We start from the raw sequence: 18276 nt of genomic DNA on the forward strand, positions 1-18276 counted from the left end.
CGACCCGCGTTTCGATCGTCTCGAGGGCGGTGACGCGGTCCTCGAGCCCGTCGACGTCGTCGACCCTGTCGCCGAGGGTCTCGAGGTCGTCGGTCCGCTCTTCCAGCACACTCGTCCGTTCCGCGAGCGCACCGAGTTCAGACACGCGGTCCTCGAAACGCTCCTCGAGAGTCGCGATCGTTTCCGCGCGTCCGTCGACGGCCTCTCGGACGTTCTCGAGATCGTCCGACGTAGCCTCGAGCCGGTCGTCGATATCGTCGACGTCGTCCTGGAGCATCTCCTGTTTGTCGCCGATCGATTCGAGCTCCGACCGAACGGCCGCTCGCTTCTCGTCCGTCTCCGTCTCGAGATCGCGTACGTCCGTCGCGAGCGTTTCGATCTCTTCTTCGAGACCGTCGAGGGAGTCGACGGCCGATGCGAGATCGCCGTAGTCGGTCACCTCCGCAATCAGCTCGTCGACGGTCTCACCGAGCTCGTCTACCGTCCCCCGAACGTCCTCGAGATCGTCCGCGACCGCGCCCACGTCGCTTCGGTTCGACGCCGCCTGGCGCTCGAGATCGGCCACCTCGTCCGACAGCGTCTCGACGCGTTCCTCCAGTGGCGCAACGGCGTCCCGGTCCGCCGCCCGCTCCTCGAGGTCTTCGAGTGCGGCCCGTACGGCCTCGAGTTCCTCCTCGATCGCGTCGAGGTCCTCGTAGTCGGGGAACTGCTCGGTGAGTCCCTCGAGCAGTTCGGTCGCGGGATCGGTCGTCCCCTCGCGCTCGTCGGCTGACTCGCTTCCCGGGGGATCGAACTCGGCAGGACCGTCGCTTTCGACAGCCGTCGCGTCGAACGAGAGCGTCGTATCGCCGGTATCGGCTCCAGTTGTCGCGGTGTCGGGTCCGTCTTCCCTAGAGCTACCGTCGCCACCGGGACGGCCGTCGGATTCGATCTCGACGTCACGGGAGATCGCCGCCTCGTCCTCTGCGAAGTCGTCGTCTCTCGCCGCCGCAAGCGCGCCGCGAACGACGCTTGTCGCCGGATCGTCGGCCAGCCGAACGCCACGGATCGACAGCCCGGGCGAGCCGGCGTCCAGCCGCCCGCCGACGAGGTATTCGATCCCGTCGACCGCGCCCTCTCCGGCGATCGCGATCGGGACCGCGACGCCGTCCTGAATGCGCCCGTCCTCGGCCCCCTCGGCCATCACGTCGACCAGATCGCCGACCAGCTCGTCGTACGCGCCGGCGATCGCCCCCTCGATCTCTCCGGTCGCGTCGGGATCGAGGACGAAGCGTTCGAGGGTCTCCTCGACCGCCGACGGTGCTTGGCCGGTCTCCGCGGCTGCGCGTTCGACGATCCAGTCCCGGCCACGGGTGATCGACGCCGACAGTGCCGGCACCCCGTAGTACGACAGCGAAAGACACGTCGTCTGCTGGCCGAGGCAGATGCCGATTCCGGTGTAGTTGTCCGAGCGGAGTTGGTCGTAGACGACGGCGAAGCCCTTGCCGATCGGTGCGGCCTCGAAGCCGAGGTCGGCGAGCGCGGATTCGACGACGGCCCGGTGATCCGCGATCGCCGAGTCGTCGGGTACACGGGGTTCGGGCGTCGCGTACCGAATTCGGTCCTCGTCGGTCGTCGGGTCCGTACTGCCCTCTCCCTTTCCCTCACCATCACCCTCACTCTCACTCTCACTCTCACTCTCACTCTCACTCTCTCCTTCCCCCTCGATTTCGCCCGTCTCGAGTAACTCCTCGACGATTTCCCGGATCGCGGGCTCGGCGTACTCCGCCGACGAGACGACCCCGTCGGTCAGGACCGACTGCCGATCGGCCATCCCGTCGACGGCGTCGGCGACTGCCGTCGCGCTCGAGCCCGCCGCGTACGTGGCGTCGTCACCCTCGACGGTGCGTAGGTCCCCAGCGGAGAGGTCGGTCGACTCGAGTGTCGATTCCTCGATCCGGACGACGGTCGCCGGCCGGGAATCGACCGTGAAGTCGTCGCGCTCGCCGTCACGGGCGACCGCCGTCCTGATCGTACCCGGTCCGATATCGAGACCGCGTCCCATGCCGCCGAAGACGGAGACACACCTCTTGGTGTTTTGGCTCCGAGTACCAGAACTGAAAACTGGCCGAGTCGGAGTTTGGTACTCGGTTTCGACCAGTAATCAAAATTATTCCTTATACGAGTTACCATCTACTAACATATGAATTATGACCACTATTCGGTCTCGAATGGTACGGCTATATGCTGAATTAGCTGGGTTGAAAGACGATATTCGGGCACGACCGAAGGTAGGTAGTGACACACGTCGGTCAAAATCCTCCACGTTTATACATCAGGATGATGGTGGTTCATGTGTATGTCCGAAACCGGGACGGAGCCTCGCCCGTTCGTACGGGAGCTTCCCGACCCAGACGCCGCGTCGAACGTTCGGTACGACCCGTCGCTCGAGGAACTTCGTGAACTCGCCGCCCACGAGGAGACGACCACCGAGTTCGGTTCCCCGTCCTACGTCAGCGAGTTTCGGTCTCGCAGCGCGGATCGGACGAAAAACGCCGTCGACCACGAGTTCGACGATCGTGATCGCGCGTTGCTCGACGATGCCGTTTTCCGGGCGTCCGACCGGGAGATGATCTGTCTCGACCGACGGATGGGGCGTCACCCCGAGGCGACGTTCCGCTGTCGGCTGTTCGTCCCCGTCGACCATGCCCGGATCGCACTCGCCTGGGCCAACCTGTTCGAACCGGCCGAAGGAGACGGCGAACCCGACCTCTACACGGTACAGGACCCCGATTACGACGAGACTGCCATCCGCGTTCTTCCCGACGAGGGGGTCACCGCTGTCTTAGGTAGCGACTACACCGGTGAAGCCAAGAAGTCGTTCCTCCGGCTGTTCATGTACCGCATCAAGCAACGCGGCGGCCTCGGACTCCACGCCGGAAGCAAGCGCGTCCGGGTTCGGGGCGAAGACGGCGACCGCCGGACCGTCGGCCAGGTGTTCATGGGTCTGTCCGCAACCGGGAAGTCGACGCTTACCTCCCACGGCTGCTGGCTCGAGGACCCCGAGGACGCCGCGATGTTGCAGGACGATGTCTGTGGGCTCCTTCCGGACGGCTCCGTCGCCGGCAGCGAGGGCCAGGGGCTGTTCATCAAGACGATCGGCCTCGACGCCGAGGAACAGCCCGAACTCCACGCGGCGGCGACCGACGAGTCGGCTATCCTGGAAAACGTCGCCGTCGACGACGACGGCACCGTCGACTTCGACGACGATCGGTACACCAGCAACTCGCGAGCGATCGTCCAGCGCGAGCAACTCGAGAGCGCAGACGAGGAGATCGACCTGGCGCGGATCGACCAGGTCTTTTTCATCACGCGTAATCCGCTGATGCCGCCGGTCGCGAAGCTGTCGGAGGAGCAGGCGGCCGCTGCTTTCATGCTCGGCGAGTCGATCGAGACGAGCGCCGGCGATCCGTCCCGCGCGGGCGAGTCGATCCGCGTCGTCGGCACCAACCCCTTCATTATCGGCTCGGAAGGTGAGGAAGGCAACGTCTTCCGCGATCTCGTCGCGTCGCTGGACGTCGACTGCTACGTCATCAACACCGGCTATCTGGGCGAGCAATCGACAGATATTGGCGTCGAGGAGTCGGTTACTATCCTCACCGAGACCGCCCGCGGCCGTATCCAGTGGACCGACGACGAGCGTACCGGACTGACGATCCCCGAGTCGGTTCCTGGCCTCGCGATCGAGGACTACTACGTTCCGGATCACGTCGAGGCGTACGACGAGGCAGTCGCCGAACTGCGTGCCGAACGCCGCGAGTACCTCGAGTCGTTCGCGGACCTCCGGGACGAAATCGTCGACGCAGTCTACTGATTCGACCGGCGGGCGAGTCGGTCCCGAGCGTTTTTACGAGCCAGTTGTTACCACAGGAGAGTACCCTAGTGTCTGCCTCGAGGCGGTTGACACGGGCATCGTTTGCCGCAGGGACGTACCGTTATATACGTTCGGCTCCCAGGTCCGGCAATGACTGCACGCCTACGGACGCCGACCGCACGCGTCTGCGAACGTTGTGATCGGGCCGAGCGATGGGACGACGACCTCGAAGCCTGGCAACTCGCCGAAGAGGACGGCGACAAACTCGTCGGGAATCCCCATTGCCTCCACGAGTGGGACATCAACGGGACGTTCAATCCGGTCGTCGAGAACGGCACCTGATCGCTGCTCGCCGTCGAACCCACGTGGCTTTTTGCACTCTCGGCCGTAGTCGCCGCCGATGCCGACCGCGTACGTCACTGCGCCGACGGACGAAGCCGACACGATCGCCGAACGACTGGTCGAAGAGCGACTCGCGGCCTGTGTCAACCGATTCCCGATCACGTCGACGTACCGCTGGGAAGGCGAGGTCCACCACGACGAGGAAGTCGTTTTGCTCGTCAAGACGAGCGACGACGCGTACGACGCTCTCGTCGACCGCCTCGAGGAGCTCCACCCCTACGATGTCCCGTGTATCGAGCGCTTCGACGAAGGCCACGTCCTCGAGTCGTTCGCGGCGTGGCGCGACGAGAGCGTCGCCGCAGAGTCCGAATAACGACCCACGCCCCCGTCCGCGCTCGCGGCCGTTCGTACGTCAGTGGATCACAGACGCCGACTGCCCGAAAAAGCAACCCTTAAAACTCGCGCACGGGTTGTGACGGGTATGGCTGGAACCATCGAAGTGCTCGTTCCGGGTGGCCAGGCCGACCCTGGCCCGCCGCTCGGTCCCGAGCTCGGACCGACGCCCGTCGACGTGCAGGCTGTCGTACAGGAGATCAACGCTCAGACCGAAGCGTTCGACGGGACCGAGGTCCCCGTCACGGTCGAGTACGAGGACGACGGCTCCTTCGAAATCGAGGTCGGCGTCCCGCCGACGGCCGAACTGATCAAAGACGAGGCCGGATTCGACACCGGTAGCGGCGAACCTCAGGAGGACTTCGTCGCCGATCTCTCGATCGACCAGGTCAAGCAGATTGCCGAGCAGAAACACCCCGACCTGCTCGCGTACGACACGCGCAACGCCGCCAAAGAGATCGTCGGCACCTGTGCTTCGATGGGAGTCACCATCGAAGGCGACGACGCCCGCGAGTTCAAAGAGAAGGTCGACGACGGCGAGTACGACGACGCACTGGCCGAAGCGTAACCCGACAGCTTCGGAACACGAGCCAGTGTTCCGTCGTTGTCGAAACTGACGTCCCGTCTGCGGCGTTCGGGACGGCTGCCGATTCCTGTTTCGACGTTCGTTTCGGCAGCGTCACTGATTCCTCCAGCGGCCAGTCCAGACACGCGGTCTCGAACCGTTCGATCGCCTCCGTTACCGCGTTCGAGAGCTAGCGTACAGCGTCGTCAGTCTCGACTCTCGCGCTCGCGGCGATCCGCGTGTTCCTCGAGCGTCCGCTCGGCGTCGGGCGACCGACGGTGCTGTGGGGACGTGATCGGCTCGCCGGAGCCCTCGATTCGCTCTTCGGGGTCCTCGACGCGCCACCACTCGCGGAGTCGGTCGAAAAGCGAACGTACCATATCGGTCCGTCTTCGCGCGTCCACAAAAGTCCCAGGAACGTGAACGACGGCGCTACCGCGCTATCGCAGTCGGCGGCAGTCAATCACCGGGCGCTCGAGCGAGCACGTCCAGATTGTGGGCGACGAAGACGAGTTCGCCGTCCGCCAGTTCCCGCCGTCTGCGCTCGATCCACGCTCGTCGTTCGTCGGGCTCGAGCGCGTCCGGGAAGGCGGCGAGCGCGTCGGCCATCGTCTCGAGGACGTGTGAGACGACGATGGCCTCCATGCCGGGGTACGCCGCGTGCCCGTCGTTTTTCCCCTCGTTCTCCCCGGCCGCGTTCGGTCGGACGATCCAGTCCGACCCGCCCGACTCGAGAACCGTCCACCCGCGTTCCGGCAACTGTCCGAGCAACGCCCGGCCGGCACGGCTCGTCCCGCCATCTCGAATCTCGTCCATGTGTTGGTGGTAGAGCTGCTCGACGCGTTCGTCGCGGGAGTCCCGCGGTTCGAACCCGGTTGCGCCGTCGAAGGTGATCGGCGCGTAGAGCAGTCCGCCGTCGGCCAGCAACTCGTCGATCGCCGGCAGCGCGTCCTCGGGGTCGAACAGATCGAGAACGGCAGAGGCGATCACGGCGTCGGCTGCCTCGTCGATATCGAAGGCGTCCGCGATTTCGAGGTCGATCTCGAGACGTCCGTCGGTGCGTCCGTCCGAGGGCTGTGCGACGATGGTAGTCGCCGTCGACGCCGTGTCTGCCGTCCCGGCGTAACACTCGCTTTCACCGCTCTCTCGGACCTCGACGTCGTATCCGGCTGCCTCGAGCCACGCCGGGACCCGATCGCGTGCGCGGGCGATACCGTCACCGTTCCGATCGACCGCACGGTAGCTGACCCGGTCCGGAAGCAGGTCCCGTTCGGCGAGTCGACCGATCATCGTTCCGACGCCAGCGCCGATCTCGAGGAGTCGAACCGGCTCCTCCCGGTCCGCGAGTTCCGCCGAGAAACGCTCGAGGACGCGCCGGTTCAGCGCCCGGTCGTCGACGCTCCGTTTGGCCTCGAGGTAGTCCGCCATCGACGGCGTGTCTCCGGTCACGGTCGACCGCCGGTTTGAACGGGATTCTCGGGACATCTCCGCCGAACCGACCGGTGAGGGGCTGGCGTCGTCGACGCATCGAGCGAGAAACGAGCCAACCGTCCCGATCGTCTCGTCCCACGTCGGGTGAGCCGCCGCCGTCTCGAGGGCCGCACAGCCGAGCGTCGCGAGTCGTTTCCGATCGGCAGTCAGTCGCTCGATGATCGTGGCGATCCGTTCGGCGTCGTCCGGATCGACGAGGAAGCCGTTCTGCCCGTCCGCGACGAACTCGCTCGCGCCGCCGACCGCGCTCGCGATCGGCACGACGCCGTGTTCCATCGCCTCGAGGTAGACCATCCCGAACCCTTCGTACCGCGACGGGACCGCGAGAACGTGTGAGCGCTCGAGGACGGTTTCGAGGGTCTCGTCTTCGACTCGCCCGCAGAAGGAGACGCGATCCTCGAGGCCCGAGGAGCGGACCCGCTCGCGGATCGCTCGCGCGTAGCCGGGCTCGGCGTCCGGGTCGCCGACGACGGTCAGTTCCCAGTCCGGCTCTCCCAGTGGGGGTTTCGACGGGCGGCCGTCGCCGTCGTCACCGTCGTCGGCCAGTTCGAGGGCCGTGAGGAGCGTCTCGAGGTTCTTCCGTGGGACCAGATTCCCGACGAACGCGATCCGTAGCGTCGGTGCCGTCGATCGGTCACGCACCGTCTCGGCCGAGACGGCTGCCCCCTCGTGACGGCCGGCGGGTGGCGCGACGGCCGTGGGGAGGTCGGTCGTCACGAGGTCGACCGTCCGGTCCCGGGTGTAGGCGCTGGTACAGACGGCCGCGTCGACGGACTCGAGGTAGCGCCGCTCCAGGGCGGCCGTCTCGCCTCCAGGGTCGGCGTCGGGTGCCGCCGACTCGAGTAAGTGGACCAGCGCGACGATCGTCGACGGGGCCTCGAGCGCCGGATTGCAGTCGACGAGGGAGGGGTAACAGAGCTCGTCCTGGAAGAGTACGTCGAAGGGACGGTCGAGCCGCTCGCGGACGGGTTCGGGTTCGACCCCGGTCTCGGTCTCGGTCTCGGGCTCGGAATCGGGTTCGGAAAGCGCGATCACCTCGACCTCGGCCCCGCGTCGCTCGAGTACCCTACGAAGCTTCCGGTCGTAGCGATACCCCCCGGAGGTCCGATCCAGGCCGCCGTAGACGACGAGTCCAACGTGCATGCTAGAGCTCCCGCTCGTGGGCGACCCGCGCCACGTCGTCTTCCTCGATCTCGATCCGGAGTTCGGTAGCCGGGTCGGGCTCGAGACGCTCGAGCAGCCGGTCGCCGAACGCCCGGGCGAACAGCTCGGCGCTCGGGTTCGCGCCCGCAAACGTCGGCAGGTCGTTGAGCGTCCGGTCCCGGTAGAACGCCGCGACCGCGTCCATCGCTTCGTTCAGCTCGTCGATGTCGACGAGGTACTGGTACTCGTTCAGCTCGGGGCCGCGAAACGTCGCCGAGATCGTGAAGTGATGGGAGTGTCGTTCCCCTTCCGGTCCGGGGTCGGGGACCGTCAGGTAGTGCTGGGCGACGACCGACCGGGTGACGGTAACGTCGTACACGTCCTACGGCTTGGCGCGAAGACGTGTAAACGGTCCGGACCACTGCAGGGGTGCCAACGGTAGGTTCGCGGGTCCCCGGCTGGACGAACCGCGTTCCCGTCATACGGATTACTGTACCTATCTACCTCCGATTGCCGCCCGTTCCGGCGATCGAGGTAGTGACTACAGGAAACCGTATCAGTCGTAGGTGAAAAGCACCTGAATCGCCTCCTCCGGACGTTCGGTGAGCAGCTCGTAGGCCTCACCGGCGTCCTCGAGCGGAAACTCGTGGGTGAAAACCGCGGAGAGGTCGAGCCGTCGGAGCCACTCCCAGGTGAGGTCGTGGCGTCGCCCGCGGGACCACCGCCCGGAGAGCTGTGGGTCGATGGTACTCACCTGGCTGCTGTGGACGTCGATCCGATCGCGGTGGAACCGTCCGCCCAGCTCGAGGGTGGTGGGTTCGGTGCCGTACCAGGAGCCGACGACGACCCGGCCGTCGAACCCGGTGGCTGCGATAGCATCGTCCAACGCGTCCGGATTCCCGGAGAGTTCGTAGGTCAGGTCCGCGCGCCCGTCGGCGACATCGGTGAACGACTCGGCGATCCCACGGTCCGGGTCCAGCGACCGATCCGCTCCGAACGCCTCGGACCGCTCTCGACGGCGCTCGTAGGCGTCGAACGTCACGAGTTCCGAGAGCCCGGTTTCGGCCAGCAGCGCCGTCGTCAGGAGGCCGACGATGCCCTGGCCCAGGACGGCCACGCGCTCGCCGAGCATCGGGTCACCGTCCAGCAGGAACGTCACCGCGGTTTCGAGGTTGGCAAAGAGGGCCGCGTGGCGGGTCGAGATGTCCGTCGGAACGGGTACCACGGCGGCCGGTGTCGCGACGACGTGGCTCTCGTGCGGGTTGTAGGCGAACACCCGTCTGCCGAGCCAGTCGTCGTCGACGGCCTCGCCGACTGCATCGACCTCGCCGACGGTCGCGTAGCCGTACGACAGTGGAAAGGAGAGGTCACCGTCGAACGCCTCGAGGGTCTCGTCCGCGGATAGTTCGGTGGGGGCGTCGCCGCGGTAGACCAGACACTCGGTACCGGCGCTGACCGCCGACGCGAGCGACCGGAGCCGCAACTCTTCGGGCCCCGGTTCGGGAACCGCTCGTCGTTCGATATCGACCGTGCGTGGCCCGGTAAAATAGAGGGTACGGGCGTCTCGAGACGTCATCGGGCACCTCCGTTCTCGAGCCGTCGCAGTCGCGCTTGCGGTCGCCGTCCAGCGGAGACTGTCCAGTGGGAAACGGTCACGTTAGCCATCAGTTCGGGAAGCGAACACTTGGGTGTTGCCCGAAACGACGTAGGGCAGCGGGTCGGACGGACCTCTCTGCGGCTACCGGTCCAGTGCAACCCGCTTTGCAGTTTGCCACACAGTGAGTCGTCGGTGTCATACGGGGTACTGTAACTGTGTACCGCCGATCCCCAGAACGTAGTCGGCGATCGGCGGTAATCGACTACAGGAAACCGTATCAGTCGGGGCTCACTCGGCCGGTGACGGCGAGCCAGTCCCACGTGAAGTTCAGCAGAAACGGCACCGCCACCGCTGTACCGACGAGCCGTGAGACGCTGGGGTCGACGATCGGAACGAGCGCGACGGCGACGGCGACCATCGCGAGCGCGCCCAGGGGCCGTCGAAATCCGTTCGGTGGCAACTCGCGAACCGGCCGACCGCGGCGTGCACGCAGCCACGTGCCAGCCACGAACGCGTGCCGCGCGACCGCGACCGCGAGGAAAGCGGCCGGGAGGGCGTTCTCCCCGACCGCGACCAGCGTCCCGACGAGAACGACGAGCCCGTCCATCTCCACGTCGAGGCGGGCTCCGAGCTCCGTTTCTGCATCGGTCGCGCGCGCTATCGGACCGTCGATCGCGTCCAGACCGGCCGCCACGGCAAACAGACCCACAGGGAGCCAGCCGATCGGGCCTCCGTCCGATACTGGGGGTGCGGACGCGAGGACGAACCCTGCGAGAACCGCCACCGCGGCACCCCGTGTGACGGTCACCCACGTCGCGAGTGTAAACGGCTGGTTTCCGGCCGCGTGACGCGCTCGAACGACGGTTCCTAACAGAACTGTGCCGACCACACCGACGGTCACGGCGGTCCCCAGGAGGAACGTCGTGGACGGCCCGTCGACCCACTGGACCTCGAGGACGGCCAGCGCGACGGCGACGAGCACCACGAGGCCCGCAGTGCCTCGGCCCCACTGTGAGAGTACGGCGGTATCGGCCCGGCGATACGAGCCGTCGATCACTGCAGTCCCTCCGGGAGCCGGCTCGAGCACAGCGGACGAAACGCGGTACTCGAGCGCGTCGGCGTGTCAACTGGTCTCGGTTCAGCGAGAGTCACGGGTACGATCACGGCGATAGAGCACAACGAGCGCGACGATCAACAGCACCTGTGCGACTTTGTCGACCCACTCCGCAAACGAGAGCGCCGCGAGCGTCGTCGGCTCGTTGACGACGTACCAGAGGACGATCTGTCCGCCGGTGAACGGAATCCCGGCCAGGTAGACGAGTGGTCGACGGGACCCGACGAGCACGAGCGCGATTCCGAGCAGGAACCCGCCGGTCGCTCCCAGAAACGCGACGCCCATCCAGTGTGGCAGAAACCCGATTCCGAGCACCAGATGGACGATCGCCGTCACGACGGCGAGACTGATCGCCATCCAGTGGAGTGGCGTCAACGACGGCGCATCGACGATGTCTCCGTCCACTCCCGTGCGCGCATCGCCGTTGGCCATATCGGCGAGTCGGCCGCGAGCGAAAAACGCCTTTCGGCAGGGCCGGAACAACGAAAGCGAACGTGACCAGCGAAGATGTCGCGAGATCAGGAGAGCGTCGACGGACAGGGACGGTGACGGCGATGAGCCAGCTCAGATCTCGTTTGCGGGCGGAACCGTTCGTTCGTCGGGTCGAGTCGCACCGCCAGCGTTGAACAGGACGCGAACCCCGGCACCGAGACCGAGCGAGGCCACTAGCGTACCGAGTACGATCGTCGATCCGAGCGAGAGGGCAGTAAGCCCCGCCAGGAGGCTGCCGACGATGACCCCGGCGGGAAGTCGATCCCGGCCGAGGCGGGCGGCGATCGACGTGCCCAGCGCGACGAAACCGAACATCGCCGCCGACGGAAGGACGATCGCCCCGACGATCACTAACAGAATCCCGAACACTGTCCCCAGGCTCGAGCCGAGGATGAGTGCGCCAGTCGAAGCGAGCGCGACGACGACCAGCACCCCTGGGAGCCCGATACAGATCGAAATAATCGGGCTCCGTCTGGCCTTCGCGACGGATTTCGGCCCGCGGCTCTGTACGAGCCCGAGCACGACCATCGCCACGAGGAGCGTGCCCGCGAACCCCACACCCCCCCTGACGAGGGGCTCGAGCGCGTGGAACTGTTCCACCGCCCCGCTGACCGCCACTTCAGTCGCCGTGCCGATCCGCGGCGACCTCACCATGGCAGATAAACCTTCTGGCCACATACGAGAAGAATACACGTCCAATACCCATAGAACTTTCGGTGTAGGTAAGCCAGAAAAATAGCCCCAATCTCGAGGCGTCGGAGCATCAGTGGTTCCGGCCAATCGCCTCGGTAGTCGTCTGCCGTGTTGGACGTTCACTCGAACCGTGATTTTCACCTCGAGCGGCCGTTCGAGGAGTCCAGTTCGACGGGTTTAAGTTTTCCATACTACTCCCTTCAACAGAGACAGGCATTGCCTGTTTCACTGACCCGTAGGAGCACTCCTGCGTACTACGGAGGTGAACGATGGCAGATTCGGATATCGAAACCGCAGTGGCTCGCGCACTCGAGGAGTCACCGGATCGGAACTTTACCGAGACGGTGGACCTCGCGATAAACTTGCGCGACCTTGACCTGAACGAACCGTCGAACCGTGTTGACGAGTCCGTCGTGCTCCCGTCCGGAACCGGACAGGACACGCGCATCGTCGTCATCGCCGAAGGGGAGACCGCCGTCCGCGCCGAAGAGGCAGCGGACGAGGTCCTCTCGGAGGACGATGTCGCCGATCTCGACGACGACGAGGCCAAAGATATGGCCGACGAGACGGACTTCTTCATCGCCGAAGAGGCGATGATGCAAGACATCGCCCGGCACCTGGGTACCATCCTCGGTCCTCGGGGGAAGATGCCGGACCCGCTCGCTCCCGACGACGACGTCGTCGAGACCGTCAACCGGCTCAAAAACACCGTGCAGCTTCGCTCCGGCGACCGACGAACGTTCCACACGCTCGTCGGGTCCGAGGAGATGAACGCCGAAGACGTCGCCGACAACATCGACGTCATCCTGCGTCGCCTGCACGCCGACCTCGAGAAAGGGCCTCAGAACATCGACGCCGTCTACGTGAAGACGACGATGGGCCCGTCCGTGGAGGTGGCCTAATATGAGCGCCCAGGCTGAACGTAAGACCGAGAACCTTCCCCAGTGGAAGCAAGAGGAAGTCGATGAGCTCTCGGAACTGCTCGGCGAGTACGAGAGCGTCGGCATCGTCGGCCTCACCGGCATCCCCTCGAAGCAGCTCCAGGACATGCGCCGCGACCTGCACGGCACCGCGGAGCTCCGTGTCAGCCGCAACACCCTGCAGATCCGCGCGCTCGAGGAGGCCGGCTACGAGGACCTCGTCTCTCACGTCGAGGGCCACGTCGGCCTGATCGCCACGAACGACAACCCCTTCGCGCTCTACAAGGAGCTTGAGGCGTCGAAGACGCCGGCTCCGATCAACGAGGGCGAAGTCGCCCCGAACGACATCGTGATCCCGGAAGGGGACACGGGCGTCGATCCGGGGCCGTTCGTCGGCGAACTCCAGGGTGTCGGTGCCAACGCACGAATCGAGGACGGTTCGATTCAGGTCATGGAGGACTCGACGGTCTTGGAGGCCGGCGAGGAAGTCTCTGTGGACCTGGCGAACGTCCTCAACGAGCTCGGTATCGAGCCCAAGGAAGTCGGGCTCGACCTTCGGGCCGTCGTCGCCGAAGGCGTCCTCTTCGACCCCGAGGACCTCGACATCGACGTCGAGGCCTACCGGAGCGACGTCGAGACGGCCGCCGCTCGCGCACGGAACCTCGCGATCAACGCGGAGTTCCCGACCGAGTCGACGGTCCCGACCCTCGTCGCGAAGGCCACGGGCGAGGCCAAGAGCCTCGGCCTGCAGGCTGCGATCGAGGACGAAGAGCTCATGCCCGACCTCGTCACCAAGGCCGACGCGCAGCTTCGCGCGCTCGCAACCCAGATCGACGACGAGGAAGCGCTGCCGGAGGAGCTGCAGGATGTCGACGCGCCTGCCCAGCCGGCGGCTGACGAGGGCGACGAGGAAGAGGAATCGGCAGACGACCAGACCGAAGACGAGGCCGACGCCGCCGACGAAGACGACGATGACGACGACGAAGACGGTGCGTCCGGTCTCGGCGAGATGTTCGGATAATCAACGGAGGATCCAACAATGGAATACGTTTACGCTGCACTCATCCTGAACGAATCGGGCGAAGAGATCAACGAAGACAACCTCACGGACGTGCTCGACGCCGCCGGCGTCGACGTCGAAGAGTCCCGCGTCAAGGCGCTCGTCGCCGCGCTCGAGGACGTCGACATCGACGAGGCCGTCTCCGAGGCCGCCGCCGCACCGGCTGCGGCTGCCGGTGGCGCTGCCGCCGCTGGCGCTGCCGCCGACGAAGGCGACGACGACGATGAGGAAGTCGAAGAGACCAGCGACGTCCCGGACACGACGGACGAGGACGACGACGAAGACGAAGAGGCCGACGGTGAAGGTCTCGGCGAACTCTTCGGCTAACTCGGACGCGACGATTTCGCAGCCCTAACGATCGATATTTTTTGCGTACGTCACGCCGATCAGTCCCAACGCCGACTCTCGAACCGGCCATCAATCTGCTAGCTGTTTCCCTACTGCGGCACAACTGGGATCGAAACACCGTGCTCCCGTGCAACCGTCGCCACCGCGTCGACGACCTCGTACAGCCCTCCCTGCGGGTAGTAGACGCCCAGCCCGTAGTCGACGTGACTCATGAGGGTGTAGAGCGCGGGCGTATTGTGGGGTGCGCCGCCGAGAAAGACCAGCGTGTACTGGACGGGTTGTCGGAGCTTCGGATGCTCGAAGTAGTCGGCGACGTGCTCGTCCATCGTTCCGAGCAGGGAGAGGTCACGGACCGAACGGAGTAGGTCAGTCGAGAGGTAGTCCCGGAACCGCGTTCGATTCGGGAGGACGACTCGGTGCATACTAGCGTCGTAGGCCTCGCGGGCGTCCGCGAGGTACCGCTCGAGGGCGTCGCCCGCACCCGCCTGGTACGAGTCGAACAGTGCTCGTGTCTCGTCCGGAGCTGCGGGTACGTCGGCCCGGTCGCCGTCGGTCCAGAAGACCCGGTAGTTCGGGTCCAGTCGCTCGAGGTCGTAGTAGTCGGACGGGTCCTGGTCGAACGTCTGGAAAAACCGGTCGAACAATCCGGGCATGAGGTACCACGAGGGGCCGGTGTCGAACCGGAACCTCTCTCCCTCGAGCCGGCCGGCGACGCCGCCGATCTGGGGGCGTCGCTCACAGACCGTCACGTCGGCACCGGCGGCCGCGAGGTGGGCGGCCGCCGAGAGGCCGCCGAAGCCAGCGCCGACGATGGCGATCGAATCGGCGGTCAACTCGGGCATCGTTCGTATTGGTGACGGTCACGGAAGTCTCTCGTCCGCTATTCTCGGGGCATTTACGACCGGGTCTGGACGGGCGACGGCGATTCACACACCACACACGTCCGTCCGGAACCGGCCGACGGCAAACAGCGTGGCCCCGTTCTTTACGTACGTTCCACCCCGAGTTCGAGAAACGATGACGACCGCCCACGCTGTGCTCGCTTCCCGTCCGGTTGCCTCCAGCCGGCGGTACGTGACGGCTCCCGCGAGCCGAGGAGTGTTCCGATGACCCCGCGGCTGTCCTACCTTGGCTTTCACGGGGTGTTCGTTCTACCACCGATCGTCGTTCTGGGGGCGCTCGCAGCTCGACGAACCGGCGCGTGGTGGGACCGAACCGGATTTTCGGGACTCGGGATCATCGCCGTGCTCGCCGTCCTCTACACGACCCCGTGGACCAACGTGATGATCCCGGCGGGCGTCTGGTGGTACGGCGAGGGAGCCGTACTGGCGCGGCTCTGGTATACGCCCGTCGAGGAGTACCTCTTTTTCGTGCTCCAGCCGATCCTGACCGCGTTCGTCCTCTTTCACGTCCACTCGAGAGCCGAGCTATCTCTCCGACTCCCCGTGAGTCACCGTCTGGCCGGCCTCGTCGGTGGGACAGCGGTCTGTCTCGCAGGCTGGACGCTGCTCGAGAACACGGCCACCTACTATCTCGGCTCCCTGCTGTTCTGGGCGGGACCGATCCTCGCGATCCAGTGGGCATTCGGGCTCACGTACCTGTGGCGCGTGCGCCACACGGTCGCGCTCGCCGTTGGGCTGCCGACCCTGTACCTCTGGATCGCCGACCGAATCGCCATCGAGTGGGGGATCTGGATCATCTCCGAGCGCTACACGACGGGCTATGCGCTCGTGGGACTCCCGATCGAAGAGGCGCTGTTTTTTCTCCTGACGAACGTCTTCGTCGTCCAGGGAATCGTCCTCTATGGCTGGCTCGTGGATCGTTCCCACGAGCTTCCGTCCGTCCCTCTACTCTCGCGTCTGCTCGAACGAGTCCGCCGGCTTCGACCCGGAACCCGCAGGTGACCGACCGTGGACGTAACCCCCACAATCGATGGAGTGGTCGAACCGCCGACGGACGCAAAGCGGCGGGCGAATCGGCTCAGCCTCGCGTTCGGTGTTCTCACGATCGCTGCTGGGCTGGCAGTCGTCCTCGCGGCTGGCTCCCTCCCGCTTGCCTACCAGTACCTCCCGCTGGTCGCGACCGTCGTCGTGTTCGGCCTCCCACACGGCGCTGTCGACCACCTCGTTCTCCCACGGGTGCGAAACGAGTCGGTGACGAAACGGTCGCTTGCGCTCGTCGGCTTGCTCTACCTCGTCGTCGGCGCGAGTTACGCCCTCGTCTGGTTCGTCACCCCTGCGGTCGCCTTCGCGCTTTTCATCCTCGTGACGCTCGTCCACTGGGGACAGGGCGACGTCTACGCGTTGCTCGCGTTCGCCGACGCCGACCACCTCGAGACGCGGGCCAGTCGGCTGCTCGCGCTTTTCGTCCGCGGCGGCCTACCGATGCTCGTCCCGCTCGTCGCCTTTCCCGACCAGTACGCGTTCGTCGCCGAAACGCTGGTCGGCCTGTTCGATCCGGCTGGGGCGGCCGCACTCGCGCCGGCGTTCGAACCCACAGTCCGGCTGGTCGTCGGCGTTGGATTCGGCCTGCTCGTCGTCGTCTCGCTCGCGCTCGGCTACCGACGGGCCGACGCGCTCGAGCCCTGGCTGATCGACGCCGGGGAAACGCTCGGCTTGGTCGTGTTCTTCGCCGTCGTGCCGCCGATCCTGGCTATCGGGCTCTACTTCGCGCTGTGGCACTCCGTCCGGCACATTCTGCGAACGCTGCTGGTCGACGAGCCAGCGACCGCGGCCCTCACGAGGGGGAACGACCTCGCTGCGCTGGGCCGGTTCGCCCGCGACGCGGCACCGATGACGGCCGGCGCGCTCGTCGTCCTCGCTGGACTGGCGCTGCTGGTCCCACAAACGCCCGCGACCGTTCCCGAAGTCGCCGCGCTGTACCTGGTCTGTATCGCAGTGTTGACGCTGCCCCACGTCGTCATCGTTTCGCTGCTGGATCTCGAGCAGCGGGTCTGGACGGCCGACTGATCGTCGTACGCCTCGAGTTTAAATACGAACGCGCGGCCAGATGAGGCGATGACGCTCGGCCCGGTGGAGGTCGTCACCGATCCCGCGCTGTCGGCCCAGTTGCTCGCGTGGCTGCTGGCCGGCGCGACCCTCGGCACGCTCAGCGGCCTCGTTCCGGGATTGCACGCGAACAACTTCGCGCTATTGTTGGCGGGCTTCGCGCCCGCGGTTCCAGGTCCGCCGCTGTTCGTCGGCTGTGCGATGCTCGCCGCCGGCGTCGTTCACACCTTCCTCAATGCCGTCCCGGCGATGGCACTGGGGGTTCCCGATGCGGAGATGGCCGTCACTGCGCTGCCGGGCCACCGGATGGTGCTCGAGGGCCGGGGGTACGAGGCGATTCGCCTCTCCGCGCTGGGGAGTGTTCTCGCGGTGCTCGCCGCCGTACCGCTCGCCGTCCCCGTCACCCGTGCAGTCACAGCAGTCTACCCGACCGTTCGGGCGAACCTCCCCCTGGTGCTGGCGATGGTCGTCGTCGCCCTGGTCGCCTCCGAGCGGACCTGGCGCGGCCGTGCAGGTGGGCTCATTTCGTTCGCGCTGGCTGCCGCGCTCGGCGCGCTGACGCTCGATCTCGCCCCCGAGGCACCGCTCGATGCTGGCGGCACGCTCGCACCCCTGTTCGCCGGCCTATTCGGTGCGCCGGTGTTGATCGACGCTATCTTCGGGAGCGGGATCCCCCGCCAGGACGAGGATACGATTGCGATGTCGCGTCCGCTGCTGGGTGCCACGGCGGTCGCCGGAGCGCTCGCTGGTGCCGTCGTCGGGTACATTCCGGGCATCTCGGCTGCAATCGCCGCAGTGGCGGTGCTGGTGATCGTGCCCGGCGGCGCAGGGGATCGAGGCTACATCGTCGCGACCAGCGGCGTCGATACGGCAAACACCATCTTCGCGCTCTTTGCATTGGTTGCGATCGGGCAACCTCGAACGGGCGTGATGGTCGCCTTCGAGAGCGCGAACGCGCCGCTCGAGTTGCCGCTGCTGGTCGCGGCCGTCGTGGTCGCCGGACTGATCGGGTTCGTCCTCGTGATCGTCGTCGGGGACGCCTATCTCGAGTTGGTCGGCCGGATGACCTACTGGAAGATCTCGGCGGCGGTCCTCGGCCTACTGGTGGTTCTTTCGTACCTGTTTACCGGGGCGCTGGGGATCGTCGTCTTCGTCGTCGCCGCTGCGATCGGGATGGTGCCCGTTCGGTTGCGTGCGCGGCGAGTGCACCTGATGGGGGTATTGATCGGTCCGTTGATTCTAGGGGGGTGATACCCC

At 66.1% G+C, this 18276-nt stretch carries 18 protein-coding genes and 1 pseudogene; 10 read left to right on the forward strand and 9 right to left on the reverse strand.

From position 1 onward, the window contains the following. A partial coding sequence (locus C446_RS01865; protein WP_006671352.1) for a disk-shape morphogenesis protein volactin occupies window positions 1–2044 on the reverse strand: 2044 nt, incomplete at its 3' end. A gap of 294 nt (window positions 2045–2338) precedes the next feature. On the opposite strand from C446_RS01865, the gene C446_RS01870 reads away from it, so the two are divergent. The 4 genes from C446_RS01870 (at window position 2339) to C446_RS01885 (ending at window position 5156) form a co-directional block, all read left to right on the forward strand. Next, window positions 2339–3853, forward strand: coding sequence for a phosphoenolpyruvate carboxykinase (ATP) (locus C446_RS01870; protein ID WP_006671353.1), 1515 nt, complete (start codon window positions 2339–2341; stop codon window positions 3851–3853). Window positions 3854–4003: 150 nt separating this feature from the next. Continuing rightward, complete coding sequence (locus C446_RS17730; RefSeq protein WP_083861041.1) at window positions 4004–4195, forward strand: HEWD family protein; 192 nt, start codon at window positions 4004–4006, stop codon at window positions 4193–4195. 58 nt (window positions 4196–4253) lie between these two features. Then, the gene (gene cutA / locus C446_RS01880; protein WP_006671355.1) at window positions 4254–4568 is read left to right on the forward strand and encodes a divalent-cation tolerance protein CutA; all 315 of its coding nucleotides are present in this window, start codon (window positions 4254–4256) and stop codon (window positions 4566–4568) included. Window positions 4569–4676: 108 nt separating this feature from the next. Beyond that, a complete protein-coding gene (locus tag C446_RS01885; protein WP_006671356.1) occupies window positions 4677–5156 on the forward strand; it encodes a 50S ribosomal protein L11 in 480 nt (159 codons plus the stop codon). Window positions 5157–5359: 203 nt separating this feature from the next. Here the strand turns inward: C446_RS01885 and C446_RS19220 are convergent, their stop codons facing one another. The 7 genes from C446_RS19220 to C446_RS01920 all read right to left on the reverse strand — a co-directional run bounded on the left by C446_RS19220 (window position 5360) and on the right by C446_RS01920 (window position 11644). After that, entirely contained in the window at window positions 5360–5533 is a 174-nt protein-coding gene (locus C446_RS19220) for a hypothetical protein (RefSeq protein ID WP_006671357.1), read from the reverse strand. Between the two features lie 79 nt (window positions 5534–5612). Further along, window positions 5613–7787 (reverse strand): glycosyltransferase, encoded by a 2175-nt coding sequence (locus C446_RS20355; protein WP_006671358.1) that lies wholly within the window; start codon window positions 7785–7787, stop codon window positions 5613–5615. Window position 7788: 1 nt separating this feature from the next. Continuing rightward, the gene (locus C446_RS01900; protein ID WP_006671359.1) at window positions 7789–8166 is read right to left on the reverse strand and encodes a 6-pyruvoyl trahydropterin synthase family protein; all 378 of its coding nucleotides are present in this window, start codon (window positions 8164–8166) and stop codon (window positions 7789–7791) included. Between the two features lie 177 nt (window positions 8167–8343). After that, a complete protein-coding gene (locus C446_RS01905; RefSeq protein WP_006671360.1) occupies window positions 8344–9363 on the reverse strand; it encodes a zinc-dependent alcohol dehydrogenase in 1020 nt (339 codons plus the stop codon). 298 nt (window positions 9364–9661) lie between these two features. Continuing rightward, window positions 9662–10441 (reverse strand): CDP-alcohol phosphatidyltransferase family protein, encoded by a 780-nt coding sequence (locus tag C446_RS01910; protein ID WP_152419340.1) that lies wholly within the window; start codon window positions 10439–10441, stop codon window positions 9662–9664. Window positions 10442–10522: 81 nt separating this feature from the next. Beyond that, on the reverse strand, window positions 10523–10930 hold the full coding sequence (locus C446_RS01915; RefSeq protein WP_006671362.1) for a hypothetical protein: 408 nt from the start codon (window positions 10928–10930) through the stop codon (window positions 10523–10525). A 132-nt stretch (window positions 10931–11062) separates the two neighbouring features. Next, on the reverse strand, window positions 11063–11644 hold the full coding sequence (locus tag C446_RS01920) for a hypothetical protein (protein ID WP_193363515.1): 582 nt from the start codon (window positions 11642–11644) through the stop codon (window positions 11063–11065). Window positions 11645–11952: 308 nt separating this feature from the next. Here C446_RS01920 and C446_RS01925 point away from each other — a divergent pair, with 308 nt between their 5' ends. Genes C446_RS01925 through rpl12p form a run of 3 tightly spaced genes read left to right on the forward strand, consistent with a single transcriptional unit; the run spans window position 11953 to window position 13990 of the window. After that, the gene (locus tag C446_RS01925; protein WP_006671364.1) at window positions 11953–12585 is read left to right on the forward strand and encodes a 50S ribosomal protein L1; all 633 of its coding nucleotides are present in this window, start codon (window positions 11953–11955) and stop codon (window positions 12583–12585) included. 1 nt (window position 12586) lies between these two features. After that, entirely contained in the window at window positions 12587–13624 is a 1038-nt protein-coding gene (locus C446_RS01930; protein WP_006671365.1) for a 50S ribosomal protein L10, read from the forward strand. An 18-nt stretch (window positions 13625–13642) separates the two neighbouring features. Continuing rightward, window positions 13643–13990: a 50S ribosomal protein P1 gene (gene rpl12p, locus C446_RS01935; protein WP_006671366.1), complete on the forward strand. Its 348-nt coding sequence runs from the start codon at window positions 13643–13645 to the stop codon at window positions 13988–13990. Window positions 13991–14118: 128 nt separating this feature from the next. Here rpl12p and C446_RS01940 read toward each other — a convergent pair. Next, window positions 14119–14853 (reverse strand): annotated as a pseudogene (locus C446_RS01940) (phytoene desaturase family protein); the annotation flags it as partial. 264 nt (window positions 14854–15117) lie between these two features. Between C446_RS01940 and C446_RS01945 the strand changes: the two are divergent. Genes C446_RS01945 through C446_RS01955 form a run of 3 tightly spaced genes read left to right on the forward strand, consistent with a single transcriptional unit; the run spans window position 15118 to window position 18270 of the window. Then, on the forward strand, window positions 15118–15915 hold the full coding sequence (locus C446_RS01945; protein WP_006671368.1) for a lycopene cyclase domain-containing protein: 798 nt from the start codon (window positions 15118–15120) through the stop codon (window positions 15913–15915). A 6-nt stretch (window positions 15916–15921) separates the two neighbouring features. After that, on the forward strand, window positions 15922–16980 hold the full coding sequence (locus C446_RS01950) for a Brp/Blh family beta-carotene 15,15'-dioxygenase (protein ID WP_049919971.1): 1059 nt from the start codon (window positions 15922–15924) through the stop codon (window positions 16978–16980). Between the two features lie 48 nt (window positions 16981–17028). Continuing rightward, a complete protein-coding gene (locus C446_RS01955; protein ID WP_006671370.1) occupies window positions 17029–18270 on the forward strand; it encodes a tripartite tricarboxylate transporter permease in 1242 nt (413 codons plus the stop codon). Window positions 18271–18276 lie beyond the last annotated feature (6 nt).

It is taken from the genome of Halobiforma nitratireducens JCM 10879, from assembly GCF_000337895.1.
In the GTDB taxonomy this organism is placed as follows: Archaea; Halobacteriota; Halobacteria; order Halobacteriales; family Natrialbaceae; genus Natronobacterium; species Natronobacterium nitratireducens.

What these genes read in the sequence shown, in the direction of transcription:
- C446_RS01870 (WP_006671353.1), top strand. Translation starts at nt 2,339, where the DNA reads ATGTCCGAAACCGGGACGGAGCCTCGCCCGTTCGTACGGGAGCTTCCC.
- C446_RS17730 (WP_083861041.1), top strand. Translation starts at nt 4,004, where the DNA reads ATGACTGCACGCCTACGGACGCCGACCGCACGCGTCTGCGAACGTTGT.
- cutA (WP_006671355.1), top strand. Translation starts at nt 4,254, where the DNA reads ATGCCGACCGCGTACGTCACTGCGCCGACGGACGAAGCCGACACGATC.
- C446_RS01885 (WP_006671356.1), top strand. Translation starts at nt 4,677, where the DNA reads ATGGCTGGAACCATCGAAGTGCTCGTTCCGGGTGGCCAGGCCGACCCT.
- C446_RS19220 (WP_006671357.1), bottom strand. Translation starts at nt 5,533, where the DNA reads ATGGTACGTTCGCTTTTCGACCGACTCCGCGAGTGGTGGCGCGTCGAG.
- C446_RS20355 (WP_006671358.1), bottom strand. Translation starts at nt 7,787, where the DNA reads ATGCACGTTGGACTCGTCGTCTACGGCGGCCTGGATCGGACCTCCGGG.
- C446_RS01905 (WP_006671360.1), bottom strand. Translation starts at nt 9,363, where the DNA reads ATGACGTCTCGAGACGCCCGTACCCTCTATTTTACCGGGCCACGCACG.
- C446_RS01915 (WP_006671362.1), bottom strand. Translation starts at nt 10,930, where the DNA reads ATGGCCAACGGCGATGCGCGCACGGGAGTGGACGGAGACATCGTCGAT.
- C446_RS01920 (WP_193363515.1), bottom strand. Translation starts at nt 11,644, where the DNA reads ATGGTGAGGTCGCCGCGGATCGGCACGGCGACTGAAGTGGCGGTCAGC.
- C446_RS01925 (WP_006671364.1), top strand. Translation starts at nt 11,953, where the DNA reads ATGGCAGATTCGGATATCGAAACCGCAGTGGCTCGCGCACTCGAGGAG.
- C446_RS01930 (WP_006671365.1), top strand. Translation starts at nt 12,587, where the DNA reads ATGAGCGCCCAGGCTGAACGTAAGACCGAGAACCTTCCCCAGTGGAAG.
- rpl12p (WP_006671366.1), top strand. Translation starts at nt 13,643, where the DNA reads ATGGAATACGTTTACGCTGCACTCATCCTGAACGAATCGGGCGAAGAG.
- C446_RS01945 (WP_006671368.1), top strand. Translation starts at nt 15,118, where the DNA reads ATGACCCCGCGGCTGTCCTACCTTGGCTTTCACGGGGTGTTCGTTCTA.
- C446_RS01955 (WP_006671370.1), top strand. Translation starts at nt 17,029, where the DNA reads ATGACGCTCGGCCCGGTGGAGGTCGTCACCGATCCCGCGCTGTCGGCC.